The 20078-nt window shown below is 41.0% G+C and carries 11 protein-coding genes; 2 read left to right on the top strand and 9 right to left on the bottom strand.

What is annotated here, in order from left to right; translation table 11 throughout:
* Positions 1-277: 277 nt before the first annotated feature.
* The 5 genes from speB to cimA form a co-directional block, all read right to left on the bottom strand.
* Positions 278-1222, bottom strand: a complete 945-nt coding sequence (speB, locus tag M5U24_RS16680) for an agmatinase (RefSeq protein ID WP_298203060.1) — start codon at positions 1220-1222, stop codon at positions 278-280.
* 770 nt (positions 1223-1992) lie between these two features.
* The gene (locus M5U24_RS16675; protein WP_099323544.1) at positions 1993-3330 is read right to left on the bottom strand and encodes an IS1380-like element ISCku8 family transposase; all 1338 of its coding nucleotides are present in this window, start codon (positions 3328-3330) and stop codon (positions 1993-1995) included.
* Between the two features lie 134 nt (positions 3331-3464).
* Positions 3465-4754, bottom strand: a complete 1290-nt coding sequence (locus tag M5U24_RS16670; RefSeq protein ID WP_172953501.1) for an SUMF1/EgtB/PvdO family nonheme iron enzyme — start codon at positions 4752-4754, stop codon at positions 3465-3467.
* 146 nt (positions 4755-4900) lie between these two features.
* Positions 4901-7669 carry a valine--tRNA ligase gene (locus tag M5U24_RS16665; RefSeq protein ID WP_230408021.1) on the bottom strand — a complete coding sequence of 923 codons (2769 nt, stop codon included), beginning with the start codon at positions 7667-7669 and terminating at the stop codon, positions 4901-4903.
* Positions 7666-9270 (bottom strand): citramalate synthase, encoded by a 1605-nt coding sequence (gene cimA, locus M5U24_RS16660; RefSeq protein ID WP_230405661.1) that lies wholly within the window; start codon positions 9268-9270, stop codon positions 7666-7668. Before cimA ends, M5U24_RS16665 begins: the two co-directional genes overlap by 4 nt.
* A gap of 401 nt (positions 9271-9671) precedes the next feature.
* Here cimA and M5U24_RS16655 point away from each other — a divergent pair, with 401 nt between their 5' ends.
* The gene (locus tag M5U24_RS16655; protein WP_230405660.1) at positions 9672-10877 is read left to right on the top strand and encodes a radical SAM protein; all 1206 of its coding nucleotides are present in this window, start codon (positions 9672-9674) and stop codon (positions 10875-10877) included.
* Here the strand turns inward: M5U24_RS16655 and M5U24_RS16650 are convergent.
* Entirely contained in the window at positions 10874-12115 is a 1242-nt protein-coding gene (locus M5U24_RS16650; protein ID WP_099326722.1) for an aspartate kinase, read from the bottom strand. The two genes, M5U24_RS16655 and M5U24_RS16650, sit on opposite strands and share 4 nt — an antisense overlap.
* Positions 12116-12722: 607 nt before the next feature.
* Between M5U24_RS16650 and ettA the strand changes: the two genes are divergently transcribed.
* Positions 12723-14408, top strand: coding sequence for an energy-dependent translational throttle protein EttA (gene ettA / locus M5U24_RS16645; RefSeq protein WP_099326721.1), 1686 nt, complete (start codon positions 12723-12725; stop codon positions 14406-14408).
* Between the two features lie 187 nt (positions 14409-14595).
* Here ettA and M5U24_RS16640 read toward each other — a convergent pair whose 3' ends face one another.
* The 3 genes from M5U24_RS16640 to M5U24_RS16630 all read right to left on the bottom strand — a co-directional run bounded on the left by M5U24_RS16640 (position 14596) and on the right by M5U24_RS16630 (position 19791).
* Positions 14596-16992, bottom strand: a complete 2397-nt coding sequence (locus M5U24_RS16640; protein ID WP_099326720.1) for a glycosyl hydrolase family 65 protein — start codon at positions 16990-16992, stop codon at positions 14596-14598.
* A complete protein-coding gene (otsB, locus tag M5U24_RS16635; protein WP_099327124.1) occupies positions 16985-18556 on the bottom strand; it encodes a trehalose-phosphatase in 1572 nt (523 codons plus the stop codon). The genes M5U24_RS16640 and otsB overlap by 8 nt, the downstream gene beginning before the upstream one ends.
* Before the next feature lie 125 nt (positions 18557-18681).
* Positions 18682-19791, bottom strand: a complete 1110-nt coding sequence (locus M5U24_RS16630) for a site-2 protease family protein (protein ID WP_099326719.1) — start codon at positions 19789-19791, stop codon at positions 18682-18684.
* Between the last annotated feature and the right edge of the window lie 287 nt (positions 19792-20078).

Here is a 20078-nt window from a genome sequence, read left to right as displayed (position 1 = left end):
TGGTAAGTATACCGCAGATGGAGACAGTACATCCCTATCTTGATTTTCATTGCATCAGAGAGCACGTTTCCGACAATTTCCCATGTCTTTTTGTTTAAAGTAGTACAATAGCGCTACCACAATTGCTAAAAAACGGATATCTGTTATCGCTTTTTGCCAATCTTGGTAGTGGAAAATACTGATTTTCGCATTGCGAAAATCGTTTGCAGGATTTAGGTGTAATAATATATTTTTGGCTCTTTCTAGTTTCAAGTGGGTAAAATCGTAATACCTTTATTTATTGGCACTGTCTTGTCATTTTATTGTCTGGAATATTTTTGTAAAAACCAATATTTTTGTAAACAAGATTCGCTGCTAAAAAATTTGGAGCTTCATTCCCTATGTTTGGTTTTAACTCTACAATATCGAATCCAACAACATTTTTCTTCTCATAAACTTTCCTCAAAAAATCTATTGTCTGATACCACCCAATCCCCCCTGGAACGGGTGTACCGGTAGCAGGCATTATAGAAATATCTAAACCATCAACATCTAAAGTTATATAGACATTTTCTTCTAAAGTTTTCAATGCTTCATCATGCCATAAATCATTGTTGTAAATATTCCTGGCATAAAATACCGACACAGATTTTTTATTTTTTTTCACAAATTCCAATTCTTCCTGAGAAGTTACCCTGACACCAAAACTTGTTACTCTGCAGCCTATATCTTCAACAACTCTTCTCATTACACTCGCATGATTATATTTGCTGCCGCCAAACTCATTTAATAAATCTAAATGAGCATCTAACTGAAGTACAGATAATTTTTTATATTTATTTTTATATGCTTTTATCGCACCTTGGGATATTGAATGCTCACCACCCAAGGTCACCAAAAACTTATTATCATCTATCACCTTTCTACTGCAAGTAAATATTTCTTCCATAACTTTTTTTTCATTGGTGTAAAATTCTTCAATATTTAAATTGCCTACCGTAAAGATTCCGATTTTAAAAATATTTCCCAATTCATCATCGTATGGTTCGATATTAACAGATGCATCTAATATAGCATTTGGTCCTTTTTTTGTGCCGGATTGATATGAAACGGTTCCATCGTAGGGCACCCCAAATAGAATAACTTTTGATTTATTGTATGCTTCAAGTTCAGATTTGAAATTGTAGCAAAACGCGCCAAATTGAACAGAAGACAAAACAGAATCTCTTAATTTTTTTAACATGTTCTATGATTATATTTCAGTTACGCTAATAGTGAAAATGTAACGTCGAAGTACCTTATCAGTAATTTTTTAGCACACTTCCATTCGTCAGTGCGTGCTTTTTGGCAAAATATTTAAGGTGAAATCTGAAATACTAATTTTTTTGTAACACTTCAGTTTTTTGAGACCGTAGGGGCAAAGTATTTGCGATAACTGGAATACCTGCGTTCATGCCCAAACATGCAAATGCTTCGCTCCCTACACCGTGCGGCAAAACAATGTTATTATTGGAATTTTTCAAAAAAATAAAGTGTTACATTTTTTTAATTTGTGAAGTCTGTTGTTCCACCCATTCATGTTTTCTGCTTGTTTGGTTTTGATTAACCAACCAGTTTAGGTATTTCAAGATTTTAGAATGAAACGATTTATTCGTCTTAACCCATGCTATATGCGAAGATTTATCGTGATTTTTGTTACTACAAGGCTCATTAACCCAAGTCTGGGCGTTTGAGAATGTGCGTTTAATAATTACACCCTAAATCCTGCAAACGATTTTCGCAATGCGAAAATCAGTATTTTCCACTACCAATATTGGCAAAAAGCGATAACAGATATCCGTTTTTTAGCAATTGTGGTAGCGCTATTGTACTACTTTAAACAAAAAGACATGGGAAATTGTCGGAAACGTGCTCTCTGATGCAATGAAAATCAAGATAGGGATGTACTGTCTCCATCTGCGGTATACTTACCACTCTCAAAAGACTAAAAAAACGAAATACAACGTCGGTTTTCTACTGAAAAACTACATCCAGTGACATGCGTTCCCACTTTTCCCATTCCTCCTGATGGAGAAATTTCTCCGGCAATTTTAATGTCATCTGCCGGCTTCTCTCCACCAGTTTCCCTGCCACACGGATTAACCACAGTCTCATCGTCTTTACTTCCCACTGTTGTATCACTCCACCACTGAGCAATCCCATCCACTTCAAAAGATTATACGCTAACACCGCACACTGAAATAGCGCAGCATTGGCCAAAAATTCACCCGTACGTATGTGCCCCGCATTCATCTGTCCTTTACTCTCTTCTATCAAAGTCTCGCAGGTAGCCCTCTTTCCATAACAACGATGCGCTTCCATCGGACTTAACCGCTCCGTTGTAACGTAACAAAAATACTCATACACGGACACTTCTACTAATTTCTTTTCTCTTTTGACCAATTGCCGCACTGCCACAAAACGTCTCGCACGATCCCACCCTGCACATCGATACCAAAATTCAGCCTGTTCCCATCCTGGCTCCCCTTTCACCTCATTCCATTTCTGCCCTTCAAGCAATCCTTCCAGATTCTTCAGCTTTACCTTAATCAGATATCCCGCCAATATTGACTCAAGGTATTCAAGTAATTCTCCGGTAAAAAAACCGCTGTCTCCCCGAAATACCACCCTTACCCCCTTATTCATGTACGCCATACATTCCTTCATGAACTCTACTACTCCGTTACTCGTGTAGGCGCTTCCACAGCGGAACCAACTATGTAATACCTCCTTTGTTTCTGCAATAAATGCCATTAAGGGATGATACGCCTTCTGCCCCTTCTTGTGCGGATTATATCCTACCTCTGCACCCTCCTGTTTCCCATATACACCATCTACGGTAGAATCAACATCTATCCATACTTCGCAAAGAGCACTCCTGAGTTTATGGCCTGATCTCACCGCACGCTTCCATATCTTTCCCCTAAACCGGTGGATCACCCCCGTCAGTTCCACTATATCTCCCTGACTCGCCAGCTTCATAATACGTCCTATCGTAGTATCTACAGGTACCTCTTTCCACCCGGACATCTTCTTCAATACCTCATCTGTACACACCTTCATCACCTCTACCATCGATGTCGCCCCTGCTATCAACCCTATCACTACCATTTGTACCGCATCGACAAACTGATACCGGGCATTTGCTCCACGATCCTTATGGACCGCTTCATGGACTCTCTCCCGGAACATCAGCTTACCCATAAAATTCAATACCGGTAAAAGCCCTGCATGTACCGTTAAGCCTTTCCCGCTCATCTCTGCCTTGATTTTCGGTTGTCTTTTGCTGTATTTTTTTGCTATATTCTTCATCGAAATGGTGAATCTCCTTTCAGGTGTTTTTTGTTATCAATATACCGCCGAATACCTTGGAAATCCTACCATTTCAATCCTATTCCTGCAACAAGGCTTTGCCTTGTTTGCAGGATTTAGGTAACATATTATTTTTACTCTTTAACCTCGACGTCTTTTGCACATCTAAATCCTATTGCCATATTGAATAAATCAGGCCGTTCTGATTTTCTTTCTGTAACACGGACTTGAAAAGGTCTTGAAAATCGTGAGCCACCACGAATAAGTTTCCGCTCACCTTTTTCCGGGCCTGTCGGATTAATTGAAGGAGAATATTGATAATACGTGCTAGAAAACCAATCATTACACCATTCGAATACGCTTCCGCTCATGTCATAGCAACCATACATGCTTTTGCCGGATTCAACGCTTCCAACAGGCATGGGTTCTCCGCTCAGGTTGCATCTTGTGTGATCCCATTCATTACCCCATGGGAATGCCCTTACATCCAATCCCCTCGCAGCCTTTTCCCATTCAGCTTCAGTGGGCAGTCTCTTCCCCTTCCACGCGGCATAGGCATAAGCATCATACCAATCAACTCTTGCCACCGGGTAATCCGGCACATTGTAATATTCATCTTCCCAATATCTGGGTTTGTGGTCTTTACCGATTGGTTCATCCTTGAAACATTTGCTATGGTCATTTGTCTCTTCTATGTATTTTACAAATTCCCAGTATTGTGCATTTGTAATTTCGTAACGATCTATTTCATACGCATCCAAATATACGACATGCTCAGGTTGAGAAACATCGCGTGCTTCATTTGTCCCCATACTGAATTTGCCAGCCGGTATCAAAACGGTATCATGTTTTTTGTTTTGAATTTCAAGCGCCTTTTCCATTGCCTCGTCTCGCGATTTGTACTTTTCAATAACTTCAATTTTTTTCTGGTGAGCTTGTTTTAATAATGCGATGTAACTCCGTACTTCAGTAATGTCTTTACTGTCAGGAGCGAGAATGATATATTTTTGCAAGTGGTCAACGGCACTGTCCACATCTCCTAGTTTACTATAGAGCCACCCCATATTATAATGCAGCCCGGGAAGATCGGGATAAACTTCTTCCGCTTTCAGATAAGATTTTAAAGCTAAATCATACGATTCGTTGTCACAATGCGTATTTCCTTCCTGATAATATTTAGCAGCGAGAGACATGTTACGCTCTAAATCAGCGGGGTCTTTTCCCGCAGAGAGTCTTTCTATGGGTATTAACTTTTCTCCATGTTCAACACAAAATTTTTCATTGCCAGAGCCCTCTTTTTTACAAACAGGACATACTAACTTGCCGTTAGTATCTGACAATACGGTCCCGTCTTTCCCGCAAAACTTTTCGTTGTTTTGGTAAAGTTCATTGCATTTCGGGCACATTTTAATAGTTGCATTCAAAATTTGTTCATCTGCTTTAAGAGCAACAAAATTTAACCATAGCAAAAAGAAAGGTACTACAAAAAACCAATGTTTTCTTTTTTAATAAAAGTTTTAAAAATTTAATTGTTGTCGTGGTGAAAGGCGCATATTTTTGTTTCATTTTGTTATCCAATATTTAATAAAATGTGTTTAACTTTTTCTATTTGCACTTGTAGATCATCTTCTTTTTTCCGTTCTGTTTCGACGATTTGCGGTGGTGCTTTTGCTACAAAATTTTCATTATTAAGTTTACGGCGTATAATGGTCAGATGGTTTTCCAATTGTTTCAAGTGCTTTAACTGCCGGTCTTTTTCTGCAAGCGGGTCCAATATGCCGGCAAGTAATACGAAGACCTGAAGATTTCCAATTACTTCACTTGCAGAATGGCTTGGTTTCTGCAATTCAATCCCCATATCCAATTCTTCAAGATTCGCCATTCTCTTTAACATATTTGTATGTTCATGCAAACCGTATACAAAATCCCGGGGGTAAGAAATTACTGCCTTTAATCTTTGCTTATCCTTAATATCCATTTTGCTGCGTATATTTCTGATAGCTCTTATTATGTCCTGCAGGACAGGCATAATGTGTTCAGAAGTATCATCTGCAAATTGTTTACTGAATATTGGACACCGGCTTGTTACAAGAGAACTACCTGTCCCACCAATTTGAAGTGCAATTTTGTTATGCTGAGCAATACGGGTTAAATTATTCCATAGTTCTTCAGTGATAAATGGGATAAAGGGGTGCAGTAAATGTAACGTTTTGCCAAATATAATTGCAAGAGTTGTTTGAGCATTTTTTTTGTCGATTCTATTGTTAGCGTTGTTTAAACGATGTTTAACTATTTCCAAATACCAGTCACAGAATGTATGCCATGTGAAATCGTACATTTTCATTGCAGCATCGTTAAATTTATATTGGTCTAAAGAAGCAGTGCATTCTTCAATTGTAGTATTTAAACGGCTATGAATCCATTTATCTTCAAACGGAAGTGTCGTTATATCATAGGTTATTTCTTCGGGGTTTTCTTCACTTAGATTCATAAATATGAAGCGAGCCGCATTCCAAAGCTTATTGGTAAAATTTCTCCCCATCTCGAATTTGCTTTCAGATAGTTTGACGTCTTGCCCTTCTGTGGTAAGAATAATAATTGAGAAACGCACGGCGTCCGCGCCATAACGGTCAATCATGAGAAGCGGGTCTATGCCATTACCCAGGGATTTGCTCATTTTTCTTCCCTGTTCGTCGAGAATTGTTCCGTGAATATATACGTGCGAAAAAGGAACCTGTTTCACCATCTCAATTCCCATCATAACCATGCGCGCCACCCAGAAATAGATAATGCCTCTATCGGTGACAAGGGTTGATGTTGGGTAGTAATATGCCAATTCCGGAGTTTCTTTGGGCCAACCTAATGTTGAAAAAGGCCAAAGCGCCGAACTAAACCATGTATCAAGAACATCCTCGTCCTGTTTAAGGCGGGGGCTGCTGCATTTTGTGCATTGATTTATATCCCCAGTTGAAACGGAAATAGCACCACAGTCGTAGCAATACCATGCGGGTATGCGGTGTCCCCACCAGATTTGCCTTGATATACACCAATCTCTTACGTTATCTAACCAGCTTAAATAAACTTTTTCCCAGCGTTCCGGGTAAAAAGTGACTGATTTGTTTAAACTCGCTTGTATTGCAGCATCTGCAAGAGGGCGCATTTTAACAAACCATTGATTCGAAAAATACGGTTCAATGACGGTTTGGCATCGGTAACAGTGGCCTACGGAATGTTTGTGAGGGATAATTCTATCGATGTGCTTTCTTAATTTTAAATCTTCTACCAATGCGGTTCTGCACTCAAAACGATCCTGTCCATTGTAATCTCCCGCATTAATATTCATAGTTCCATCTTCGTCCATAACAACAATTGAAGGCAGGGCATGCCGCATGCCTATTGCAAAGTCATTTGGATCATGTGCGGGAGTTACTTTTACTGCGCCTGTACCGAATGAAGGACTAACAAAGTCGTCTGCCACCACTGGCAGTTCCCTGCCCAATATAGGCAGCAGGAGGGTTTTGCCTATAAAATCTTTGTAGCGGTCATCCTTTGGATTGACAGCCACGGCAACGTCGCCAAGCATGGTTTCTGGCCTTGTTGTTGCCACAACGATATGTTGTTGTGGATTTTCTTTAAAAGAATATTTTATATGCCATAGATGTCCTTCGTGTTCTTCATGTTCAACTTCATCATCGGCCAGGGCAGTGCGGCATCTTGGGCACCAATTTATCATGTACTTGCCTTTATAAATCAGCCCCTTGCGGTAAAGTCTTACAAATGTTTCTTTTACTGCATCGGAAAGGCCTTCATCCATGGTAAACCGCTCTCTCTGCCAGTCACAGGAACTCCCTAGTTTTTTTAATTGTTGAATGATAGTAGAGCCATATTGCTGTTTCCACTTCCAGACCTCTTCTATAAAACGTTCACGTCCTATATCCTGTCGTTTAATATTTTTTGAAGAAAGCTCCCGTTCAACTACATTTTGTGTTGCAATTCCCGCGTGGTCTGTTCCCGGCATCCAAAGCACATTAAAGCCCTGCATTCTTTTCCATCGGATTAAAATATCCTGAATTATATTATTGAGAGCATGGCCCACGTGAAGGACGCCAGTGACATTCGGGGGGGGGATAACAATAGTGTAGGGTTTTTTTGAAGACGATGGTTCACTGTGGAAAAAACCGCTTTCTTCCCAAAAGCGGTACCATTTATATTCAACTTCTTTTGGACTGTAGTGTGATGGTAAATCGTTTTCCATAGTTGTAGCAAAAATATTGAATAGTTGTCTTTGTTTTAAAAGCAGTGAGGATTTTTTCGCATTTGCCTTATAAAGCAGGATCAAAGTTGTTTTGCTTCATATTCTTTAATAAGTTTATATTCTATGCTGTCGACAAGCGCTTGCCAGCTTGCTTCAATAAGGTTTCCTGATACGCCAACAGTACTCCAGACGTTTTCTTTATCCTTTGATTCTATTATTACCCTTACTTTTGCAGCGGTTGCACTGCGGGGATTTATAACTCTTACCTTATAATCGAGAAGTTTCATGTCCTTTAAAACGGGATAAAACCTCTCCAATGCTTTTCGTAATGCAGTATCTAATGCATTTACCGGACCAGATCCTTCACTGGCAGTGAGTTCCTGTGTGTTATTGACATTTATTTTAACAGTAGCTTCCGTTATCGGTAAACCATTTTCTCTTTTTTCGACAATTACCCTGAAACCTTCAAGTTCAAAGAATGGTTTATATTTTCCGGTTTTCTTTCGTACCAGTAATTCAAAGGAGGCTTCCGCTGATTCAAGTTGATATCCTTCGTTTTCAAGATTTTGCACTTCTTCGAGGATCGACCTTAAAAGAGCGGTATCGTGTGTTAAATTAAATTTTTCTGTTTTGGAAAGAATTGTAGCACTTCCTGAAAGTTCAGAGATCAATATTTTCCTTTTGTTACCGACCGATTCAGGATTGATATGTTCGTAAGTAACCTTGTTTTTTTGAATTGCATTGATATGTAAACCGCCTTTATGCGCAAAAGCGCTTGACCCGACAAAAGGTTGATTTGTGCGAAACAATAAATTTGCGGTTTCATAAACGTAGCGCGATATTTCCGTCAATTTCCGAAGGCCATCGTTATGTAAACAGTGATATCCCATTTTTAAAACCAGATTAGGGATTACGGAACAAAGATCCGCATTGCCACATCGCTCGCCAATACCATTGATTGTTCCCTGTACCTGCCTCACCCCTTTGTTTACAGCCATAATGGTATTTGCAATTGCAAGGTCGCCATCGTTGTGGGCATGAATACCTAATATGCACTTATTGTTTTTTCTGACTTCTTCAACAATGGTTGCAATCTCGTCAGGCAAACTGCCACCATTGGTATCGCATAAAACTATTACGTCTGCGCCTGCGGAACAGGCTTCATTAATAACTTTCAACGCATATCCGCGGTTGCTTTTGAATCCGTCAAAAAAATGTTCCGCATCAAAAAAGACCTCACGATTCCTGGATTTAAGAAATAAGATAGTATCCGTTACCATTTTTACATTTTCGTCTAACGTAGTTTTTAAAACATCAGTGACCTGAAAATCCCAGCTTTTACCCACAATAGTCACTACAGGGGTTTCGGCAAATAGAAGGGCATTCACATTTTTATCTTCTTCTGTGCGCACCCCAACTTTTCTTGTACTGCCAAAAGATGCGATTTTGGAATGTTTTAAAGATAAAGATTTTACTTCTTTAAAGTACGATTCGTCCTTCGGATTGGCAATGGGAAATCCGCCTTCTATAAAATCTATGCCTAATTCATCTAACTTGACGGTTATTGCTAATTTGTCCTGTAACGAGAAGGAGACCCCTTCTGCCTGGCTTCCGTCACGTAACGTTGTATCGTATATAAAGATTCTATCCATAATTAGTGTTGTTGTTACAATTTTTATTGACAAAAAATACCCCCATTTTCCATAGCAAAATAAGAAAAATGGGGGGAGGTTTTAGTATGCCTGGTGAGAAAACTAAATGATTAAGTAAATAGAGTGATTAGTTATGTAAGTGCTTAAGAAATAAGCAATTAGTTATAAATAATATATTGTATAACTATAAGTTACAATGAGGTTAAATGGTATCAATGATAAAATATATTGTCAAGTTTAAAAGGCTAACGAGGTTTCTCTCTACATCATTATATGTTGATGTCCGTTTTCCGGCAAAGTACTTTTTTGTTTTTAAACAAGGGCTTTAAGGAAAGTTTGTTTTCTTAATTGACCAAACTACGGGTATTTTCTATAATAAGAATCCTTATTATGTCGGTCAAAAATGAATACAAAAAACTATGGAGGAAAACACTTTGCACACTGAACAAAAACAAAAAAGCAGCCACCCGACGCCTCATGGCCATGGTGATCATCCGGAAACAATCAGACAGACGTATGATCGTATGAAACATGATACATCAGGTAAATCTGCAGTTGAATATATGAAAAATATGAAAAATCAGTTAAGGCTTGTGTTTTGGGAGACGACTGTCGGCTGTAATCTGGAGTGTATACATTGCCGCAGGCTTGATGTAAGTACTACTCTTGCAAAAGACGATATGTCTACAAAAGAAGCCTTTGAATTTGTTGATGCTATCGTGGAGGTGGGCAATCCAATTTTGGTATTGAGTGGGGGAGAGCCTCTCTTTCGTCCGGATATCTTCGATATTGCAAAACATGCGGTAAGCAAAGGGCTAAGCGTTGCATTAGCTACAAATGGTACACTTGTTGAAGACGATGTGGCAAGAAAAATTGTTGATGCAGGCATTGCCAGGGTTTCTATCAGCTTTGATGGCGCAGACGAAAAAACGCACGACGATTTTCGAAAAATACCCGGTTCGTTCAAGCGTTCAATGGAAGGCTTTAAAAGATTGAAAAATCTGGGCATGAGTATGCAAATAAATTGCACGATTGCCAAACATAATGTTGAACAAATAGATGATATGTACAAATTGGCTTTAGAGCTGGGTGCTGATGCGCTACATGTTTTTATGCTGGTGCCTGTGGGTTGCGGGGTTCAGATTGCGGATGATCAAATGCTTCATCCCGCCAAATACGAAGAAGTACTCAATCATTTCTATGATTTATCAAAAGAAGCAAAAATTCAGACGAAGGCTACCTGTGCGCCGCATTATTTTCGTATCATGAGAGAACGGGCAAAAGAGGAAGGGATTACAATATCTCCCCAAACCCATGGTATGGCTGCGATGACAAAGGGGTGTTTGGCGGGTACAGGCGTTTGTTTTGTTTCCCATAAAGGGGAGGTTTTCCCCTGCGGTTATTTGCCCGTCGAAGCGGGACATGTAAAGAAACAAAAATTTGCAGATATCTGGAAAAATTCTCCGGTATTTGAAAAGCTGCGAAATCCGGATTTATTAGAGGGCAAGTGCGGGGACTGTGAATACAAAAAAGTCTGCGAAGGGTGCAGGGCTCGTGCATTTTACGATACAGGAAACTATTTGGCGGAAGAACCATATTGTATTTATCAGCCGAAACTTACGCGTACAAACGAAAATTAGACCTTAGCGGCCACTTCGTTTTTGACGAGGTTTAATCCAAATATTTTATGCACTGCATTTAATGCCCGTTCGGCGTGAGCTTCATCGATTATGCAGGATATTTTTATTTCAGAGGTACTAATCATCTGTATGTTAATTTTTTCTTCAGCAAGGATACTGAACATCTTTTCCGCTACACCACAATGGCTCCGCATGCCTATCCCTACTACGGATAGTTTAGCGATTTTGTCATCGTATAAAACCTCCATTGCCCAGAGGTCCTTTTTTATCTTTTCTGCAGTTTCCAGCGCGTTTTTCAAATCACTTCGCGGTACAGTAAACGTTACGTCAGCGCGTCCTTCGACACTTGCGTTTTGAATGATCATGTCCACATTAATATTTTTTTTCGCGATCTCGTGAAATATTTTTGCCGCCTGGCCGGGAACATCAGGAATAGACCTGATAGTAATTTTTGCATCGTTTTTGCTGACGGTTGCACCGCTTACAACAATGTTTTCCATATCATCAATCTCCTTACATATCAATGTTCCTTCAGAGTTGTTGAAACTTGAGCGAACGTATAAAGGCACATTGTATTTTTTTGCAAATTCTATCGAGCGTGAGTGCATTACCTGGGCGCCCAGGCTCGCAAGCTCTAAAATCTCATCATACGAGATTTTATTGAGTTTTCTGGCATTTGGCACCTTTCTTGGGTCGGCGGTATAAATTCCATCCACGTCCGTAAAAATATCACATCTGTCCGCATGCAGAATAGATGCGAGGGCGACTGCCGTAGTATCAGAACCGCCTCTTCCCAGGGTGGTTATGTTTTCATTTACGTCAATGCCCTGAAAACCCGCTACAATAACAATGGAGCCATTATCTAATTCCTTGCGGATTCGGTCTGCATTGATGTTGCGGATGCGCGCCTTCGTGTGAAAACTATCCGTAACGATACCCACCTGACCACCGGTAAATGATATTGCAGGATACCCAAGCGCATGAATCGCCATTGCCATGAGGGCAATAGAAACCTGTTCGCCCGTTGATAATAACATATCCATTTCGCGTGTAGAAGGTTTATCAATAATTTCATTTGCAAGTTCAATAAGTTCATCAGTTGTTTGTCCCCTCGCAGAAACAACAACAATCACTTTATTCCCGGCATCATATGTTTCTGTAACTCGCCTGGCAGCAGCCTTTATGCGTTCAGCATCAGCAACAGAAGTACCGCCAAATTTTTGAACAATTAGTCCCATGAGTCGCTCTTATGATAAAAAATGTAATGGTGAATATAGTATTACCCTGTAAAAACATCTTTCTTTTGTCAGTTTTTCTTTGTGCCCATAGTGTTTCGTGGTTAAACTCTTTTTGATTGCGGCTTTGTGTGCTATGAATAGCTAAAAGAAAATTTTTATCAAGATTATAAAAAGAGTTAAACAAAGTCAAATCATTTTTAACGATAATAATAGCCAATATTTTAACTGTAGAGAACATAGTACCTTATCAGTAATTTCTTTACATTTTCCGGCAAAATATTTAATGATCCTTTCTTCAGTCGGCAGTTGACCAATGACTAATGACTAATGTTGGGAAGCGTTGTTGTGCGTCTCTGCATGGAGCGAAAAAATTGACGGAAAAAGTGTGCTTTATGGTAACTTTTCAATAAGTTGAGGTTTTAATAATAATTTCAATCTCAATTTGCCGACTGTAGATTGTCGATTGCCGACGGTACAGTTTATGGAAGAGTTCTACCGCAGGCTTGCTAAGCAGGCAAAATTCTTTTATAGTTATGCACATGCTGATTCATATTAAGAATACAAGCAGAAAAAACCATGTAACAATTTTTCCCGGAGGCATGCCAAAATGAGCAATCAACCGAACAAAGTTATTTATTCCATGAACAGTGTGAGCAAGTTTTATGAAAAAAAACCCGTATTAAAAGACATCTCGCTTTCCTATTTTTACGGCGCTAAGATTGGCGTGCTTGGTTTAAATGGTTCGGGAAAGAGTTCTCTTTTACGCATAATGGCAGGAGTAGACGAGAATTATAACGGACAGGTAACGCTTTCACAGGGATATACGGTAGGATTTCTTGAACAGGAACCCTTGCTTGACGAAACAAAAACGGCGCGTCAGATTGTGGAAGAAGGCGTCCAGGAATTGGTAGATCTCCACAATGAATATAACCGTATAAACGAACAATTTGCAGAACCAATGTCAGGCGATGAAATGAATGCTTTGATAGAAAGGCAGGGGGCGGTTCAGGAAAAGATTGACGCGCTTAATGCCTGGGACCTTGATTCCCGGCTTGAAATGGCAATGGATGCGCTACGTTGCCCTGAGGGAAATACACCGGTAAAGATATTATCAGGTGGAGAAAAACGGCGTGTGGCGCTTTGCAGATTGCTCTTAAAAAAACCGGACATCCTGCTTTTGGATGAACCGACGAACCACCTCGATGCTGAAACGGTTGCCTGGCTGGAGCAACACTTGCTGAAATATGAAGGAACAGTGATTGCTGTGACGCACGACCGGTATTTTCTTGATAATGTCGCCGGCTGGATATTAGAACTTGACCGCGGATATGGTATACCATGGAAGGGTAACTATTCTTCATGGCTTGATCAAAAACAGAAAAGATTGCAACAGGAAGAAAAACAAGAGACTGAACGGCAAAAGACATTGCAACGCGAGCTGGAATGGATCCGGATGAGTCCGAAGGGACGGCACGCAAAATCAAAGGCGCGAATCAATTCTTATGAATCATTGCTTGCGCAACAAACCGAGAAACAAATAAAAGAACTGGAGATTTACATCCCGCCAGGACCGAGATTGGGGAATTTAGTTATTGAGGCGGATAAGGTTTTCAAATCATACGGAGACCGTATTTTGATAGAGAATATGACGTTTTCACTGCCGCGTGGTGGAATTGTAGGCATCATTGGCCCTAACGGTGCCGGGAAAACTACATTGTTCCGGATGATTACCGGACAAGAGAAGCCGGATAACGGAACAATCAGGATAGGGGAGTCGGTAAAACTAGCATATGCAGACCAGAGCCGTGAAACCCTCGATCCGAATAAAACGATATGGGAGACAATATCCGGCGGTAACGACATAATTCAAATCGGCAGCAGAGAGGTCAACTCACGCGCATATGTGGCGCGATTTAACTTTTCAGGTGCGGATCAGCAAAAACCGGTGAACGCTATTTCCGGAGGGGAAAGAAACAGGGTGCATCTTGCCTGTATGTTAAAAGAAGGCGCAAACGTCCTCCTGCTCGATGAACCAACAAATGATCTTGATGTAAATACCATGCGTGCCCTCGAGGATGCGTTGGAAAACTTTTCCGGCTGCGCTGTGGTGATAAGCCATGACCGCTGGTTCCTTGACAGGATTGCCACCCACATTCTTGCTTTTGAGGGGGATAGCAAGGTTATCTGGTTTGAGGGAAACTATACTGAATACGAGGAAGAGAGAAAAAGACGCATTGGCTCCGCCTCCGACCAGCCTCATCGCATCAAATACAGACACTTAACACGGGCATAATACCAACAACTTTAACCTGTGGTAAGCCAGAACCAAATTATCTTGATTTTATATATATTATGAATATAAAAGTTATTAAACAGCTATTATAAGCCTGATTCTTGCCAAACAACAGGAAAAGCATCGCGACAAAGGCAAACCTCGGGTGTGAAGATTTACAAAAAATCGGGAATACGCCCATTGGCATTTATACCTTTATATCAAAATTTAAAGTGTCGCCAGGTTTAATTTCATATATCTTTTCGCGGAAACAAATTTTCGTTATTATGTCTCTTTCTTTGCTTGAGGTAATGGCCAATGCATCCGGTGTTATGTTGATATCAAACCAGTTCCCCCTATACTTTATCTTTAACATGAGTCTTTGCAAACCTTCAGGAATTTTCGGATTCAGATGGAGCATCTCATCACAGAATGCTATACCTGTATAGCACTGCTGGAGAATATCAACAGTCCCAGCCATTGCGCCCAGATGTATGCCTTCGTGTGTAGTGCCTCCCTGTATATCCGAGATATCGCTTTCCAGTGCCTTATTAAAAATATTCCATGATCCCGTACGATCTGACCTGGCAAGAACCCACGATAGGACAATATTGCTGAGGGTAGAACCGTTAGAGCATCGCTTAAGATAGTATTCTATGTTCTTTGGAATAATTTGTGGATCAAAATCGTATCCCATTTCTTTAAAAAGTTCGTGCAGTTCCTCTGCAGAAAAGAGATAAAAAAGCATGAGTACGTCCGCTTGCTTTGAAGCCTTATAGCGGTTGGTTGTATCTCCTTCCGCCTCCAGAATACGGTCAAGACGCTGTATATCTCCATATTTTTTGATATAACCATCCCAGTCGAATTCAGCTAACTCATTGTATCCCTCGAACTGGCTGATTATGCCATCATCATGAAAGACAACCTTCATTTTATGGATAATGTCCTGCCACTGTCCGATCTCGGTTTTCTCCAAGCCAATTATTTCCAGAAGGTCATACCTCCTTTTAGGGTTCAGCTTGTTGAGGGCTTTAATAGCAGTACGCAATACCCAGACGGTCATCACATTTGTATAGGCATTGTTATTCAGCCCAGGTTTTTCAGCGTCAGGATATTTATCATGATATTCGTCAGGCCCCATGACACCGAGTATTTCATAGCGGTCTATTTCTCTGTTATAAGAGGTGAGGCTTGACAGAAATCTGGCGATTTCAAGAATCATTTCCGTGCCATATGTAGCCATAAATTCCAGATCTTCTGTTGTTTCGAAGTACTGCCAGACGTTATACGCTATAGCTGCATTTACATGGCGCTGGAGGTGTGTGTTGTCCGGAAGCCAGCGGCCTGATTTGGGATTAAGATGAAGCTGTTGTGTTTCCTCCCTTCCGTCGCTTCCGCTTTGCCATGGATAGAGTGCGCCTCTAAATCCCGCCTCTTGAGCGGCAATGCGAGATCTGTTTAACCGCCTGTATCTGTAAAGCAGCAGAGCTCTGGTAAGCACTGGAATTCTCAAATTGAGATATGGAAAGATAAACAACTCATCCCAGAAAATATGCCCCCTGTATGCCTCTCCGTGCCAACCCCTTGCAGGTACACCTATATCCAGATCAATCGAGTTTCTGGAAACCGTCTGTAGCATATGAAATATGTGCAGGCGGAGAATCATCTGTGTACGGTCATTGTCCGCTATCTGAATGTCGCATTTGTACCAGAGATGGTTCCATTCCATAGCATGGCGCTCGAATAATTCTTTGAAATTGCCGGTATGCCTGAGAGCTTCAACAGCATCCTGAGCAGGTTCGGAAATGGCAAAGTCTTTAGATGCATAAAAAGAAACAATCTTTTCAATTGTCACAGGCGTATTATTTACTGCCTCAATAAAAAATTCCTGAGCAATATAGCCGGGCTCTTCAACAGGCTTTCTTTCAACTTCTATCTGTTCACCCTCAATATAAACACGGGTTCTTGCAGCCTCTGCCACACGGATATGAGATTGATTGGTCTCTACAAGCAGATAAATTATGTCATTATCGGCTTTTCCGCTTTTTACAGGCGCAAGATGTTTGCTGTTTAACTGCTTATAACGTTCAACTCCTGCATTGATAATAGTTCCGTCCATGGCGGAGAGTATTTGAATACGCCCTGACCAATTCTCAGGTATGATTGTAATTTCAAGCGCTGCAAGATGCATATTTGCCATATGTACAAAACGCCGTTGAATCAATGTTGTTTCGCGATTTTGTCTATCTCTGAATCTCACTGTTCTTGAGAGAATGCCCTCTTTCATGTTGAGTTCCTGCCGATAGGAAAGAATGTCGACGGTCATCAGATTAAACCAGTCGCCGCCTTCAGGCCGGAATTTCGTGAGTAACCAGTTTGGCATATTCACCAAGTCTTCATTTTCTACTACACGGCCTGCAATATCAGTTTTCAACCGGTTATAGCCTCCAGCGAGATAAGTACCGGGATAATGAATCTCGTCAGCCTCAGATTCCGGCGAGGTACCACGTGTTGCGAAATATCCGTTTCCCAGTGTACAAAGGGCTTCTCTGAGGCTTTCCATGGAAGGTTTAAAGTCTTCATATAAAAGTGTCCAGTTATTCATGGCCACCTCCTAATGGAATAAGTTTCAAAAGGAATTTGCGTACCTCTTCCGGATTCTTAAGACTATAAGAAGCCGCCGTCTCATAGGGTTCGTCCCAGACAACAATTCCGATACCACTGCCTTTGAGTGTCCAGAATGCGTCTTCATCGGTCACATCATCTCCTATATAAAAAGGCAGTACGTCGTCTCCGTCAAGCTTCAATGCTTTTAATAAGGTAAGCAGGGCCTTTCCCTTGTGCCAGTCAATATCCGGCTGTAGTTCGAATATCTTTTTTCCGTATGCCTTTCTAAGTTCAGGATAGACGGAAGCCACTTTATCCACAATCTCATCTACAAGTTCGGCTTTCTCCGGAGTTACAAGGCGATAATGAATGGCAATAGCGAATTTTTTCCGTTCCACAAACACACCTTCTATTGAGCGGAGCTTTTCGGAAAGTTCCTTCTCTGCTTTATCGAGAACAGGCAGAAATTCTGCCCCTGCCTGACTCTTTATGTTTAATCCCTCTGGCCCCGCAATATCAAAGCCATGGCTTCCGGCATAGACAAATGAGTCTATTTCCACCTTCTCCTGCACATCTTTTAGATCGCGACCGCTTATTATTCCTACCGTACAATTATTGGAAAGTTTTATCACAGCCTCCCGCATGTCTTCTGCCATAATAGCTTTGTCGGGTGTTTCAACTATAGGGGTTAGAGTTCCGTCGTAGTCAAGAAAAACGGCAATGCGTTTGCCCCTTGCCTGATTGGCAATATCATCAATGCTGTCCAGTGCGGAAGGCAGGCCATGAATTACTTCAATATCGTTCCTGACGCCGATTTCAGAGAGGTCTTCAACTACTACATCAGCTCCGTTTTCAAGCAGCGATTCTTTATCGCCTGTCCGTGCCACACCAACCACAAGCCTGAATTTGCCGGCTTTTCCTGCTTGAACACCTGAAATAGCATCTTCAATCACAACCGCACGTTCAGGTTTCGCCTTTAACTGTCTTGCTGCCTCAAGGAAAATGTCCGGAGCAGGCTTACCTTTAATGCCAAGAACTTCAGAATCCAGTCCATCCACCCTGACGTCAAACAGGGATGAAAGATTTGTTGAATCAAGGATCATGGCGCAGTTTCTACTCGAGGATATTATGGCTGTTTTGCAGCCTTGTTTTTTCAAACTATGTATAAAATCTATTGTCGAATCATATACTTCAGCGCCATGGTCTCCGATGTGTTTCAGGAAATATTCATTCTTTAATTTGCCCAGGCCGTGGATAGATTCTGTGCCGGGCAAATCATCTGGTTGTCCTTCGGGCAGATTAACACCCCTTGAACGGAGGAAACTCCTCACGCCATCAAAACGTGGTTTGCCATCAACATAAAGGCGGTAATCTGCGTCAATATCAAAAGGTTGAAATGGCTTATTATTACAGGCAGCATATTGGGAGAGAAATTCATCAAACATCTTTTTCCATGCATCTGCATGCACGCTTGCCGTATCGGTGACCACTCCGTCAAGATCAAAGATTACCGCATCAAAGTCTTCCCTTGATATTGTGTATGCCGATTTTTTGTGAACCATCGAAGCACCTCCGGTTTGCTTTAAGTTTCCGGGACTTATTACTTTCCTTCTGATGCAGATGTTCCGGTTATATTTTGCTGCCGGTATGATTGCAGGTTCGTAAGGCAGAATATCAATTGACCGTGTCATTTCCCGATGATTTGGACATAACGGGCAATGCCGTTTCTGGTTATGAGTCCCTGTATAGATGCCCCTTTCTTAACAACCAACCTCCCTGTATCTTCCCTCAGCATCGATTCAAGGGCTTTTATTGCCTCCGCTTCGGCGGATATTTCCCATTGCTTTTTATGTTTCAGATAAACTTCCCTGACTCTTGTATCTTCAAAAGCGTTTTTAGGTATGCCTTTTATTTCTTTCAGGGTTATTATACCAAGATACTTTCCATCCTCTACTACAGGGAAACCGCCGTAGCCATATTTCAGAAAGTAATTATTCACAACCTCCTCAAGGCTAAGGGAAGGACTTACGTTAATCAGGTCCCTCACCATTAAGTCTTTGACTTTAACGCCAAAAAGATATTCCTGAAGCGCTGACTGCTGATAACTTGCCTGGGCTGCCGTAAAGAGAAACCAACCAATAAGCATCAGCCACAGACCTCCCGGCACTCCTGTAAAAAGAGAAAACAACCCGAAAAAGACAAAAAACAGGGCAATCTTCCTCCCGACGCCAGCTGCCTTTTGCGTCGCAGAAAAAAAGTTCTTATTCTTACTCCACAAAATAGCTCTCAAAACCCTCCCCCCATCCAAAGGGAAACCCGGAATGAGATTAAATATCCCAATAATCAGATTGATTTGTGCCAGGTATATAAAAAGCGTCTTCATGCTTCCTGATACACCCATAGAAATAAAGTAAAACAAAGCGTACAAAAAAAAACTGGAAAGAGGCCCTGCAATAGCAATATTAAATTCAGCCCTTGGGTGGGGTGGTTCACTTTTCATCCTGGAAACTCCACCAAAGATAAAGAGTGTTATGCTCTCTATGGAAATTTTGTACCTCTTTGCCACAATGCAATGGGCCAGTTCGTGAAAGGCTACGGAGGCGAAAAGTAGAAGGGCTGCAAGGGCGCCTTTTAGCCAGTAAGATGTCACAGGTAGGTCAGGAGCTGCCTTTGGAAAGTATAAAGTTGACAGAGACCATGTAATCAAACCGAAGACGATAAACCACGTAAAATGCACTCTTATTGGAATACCCATTACCGTACCTATCTTCCATGCCCCCTGTAATGATCCGTTCATGTTTTTCTCCTTTCATCTGTTTTTAAATTATTCAACCCAAAATACGCTTACCGCATCTCTAATCTTTTTCAATGTTAAATGCAATAATAATTTTAACCTCCTGGCTACTATTATAGCGTAATATAAACTACCGAGGACGAAGGATGACGGACGAGAGACGACGGATATCCTTCGTTTCTCGTCTCTCGCTCTTACGTTTTTCAAAAAACCAAAGTGTTACAAAATATTTTAACCATTCGTTTTGTAAGTAATGTGCAAGCGTATTGTGCTTGCATTGAATTTTCTTT

Origin of the sequence: Candidatus Kuenenia sp., from assembly GCF_027493735.1 — a bacterium.
Lineage (GTDB): Bacteria > Planctomycetota > Brocadiia > Brocadiales > Brocadiaceae > Kuenenia > Kuenenia stuttgartiensis_A.
This window is presented reverse-complemented; position numbering and strand designations above follow the sequence as displayed.

Coding starts and splice junctions, on each gene's coding strand:
- M5U24_RS16630 (WP_099326719.1), bottom strand. CDS start 19,791: ATGAACGGATCATTACAGGGGGCATGGAAGATAGGTACGGTAATGGGT.
- speB (WP_298203060.1), bottom strand. CDS start 1,222: ATGTTAAAAAAATTAAGAGATTCTGTTTTGTCTTCTGTTCAATTTGGC.
- otsB (WP_099327124.1), bottom strand. CDS start 18,556: ATGGTTCACAAAAAATCGGCATACACAATATCAAGGGAAGACTTTGAT.
- M5U24_RS16650 (WP_099326722.1), bottom strand. CDS start 12,115: ATGGGACTAATTGTTCAAAAATTTGGCGGTACTTCTGTTGCTGATGCT.
- M5U24_RS16640 (WP_099326720.1), bottom strand. CDS start 16,992: ATGAATAACTGGACACTTTTATATGAAGACTTTAAACCTTCCATGGAA.
- M5U24_RS16675 (WP_099323544.1), bottom strand. CDS start 3,330: ATGAAGAATATAGCAAAAAAATACAGCAAAAGACAACCGAAAATCAAG.
- ettA (WP_099326721.1), top strand. CDS start 12,723: ATGAGCAATCAACCGAACAAAGTTATTTATTCCATGAACAGTGTGAGC.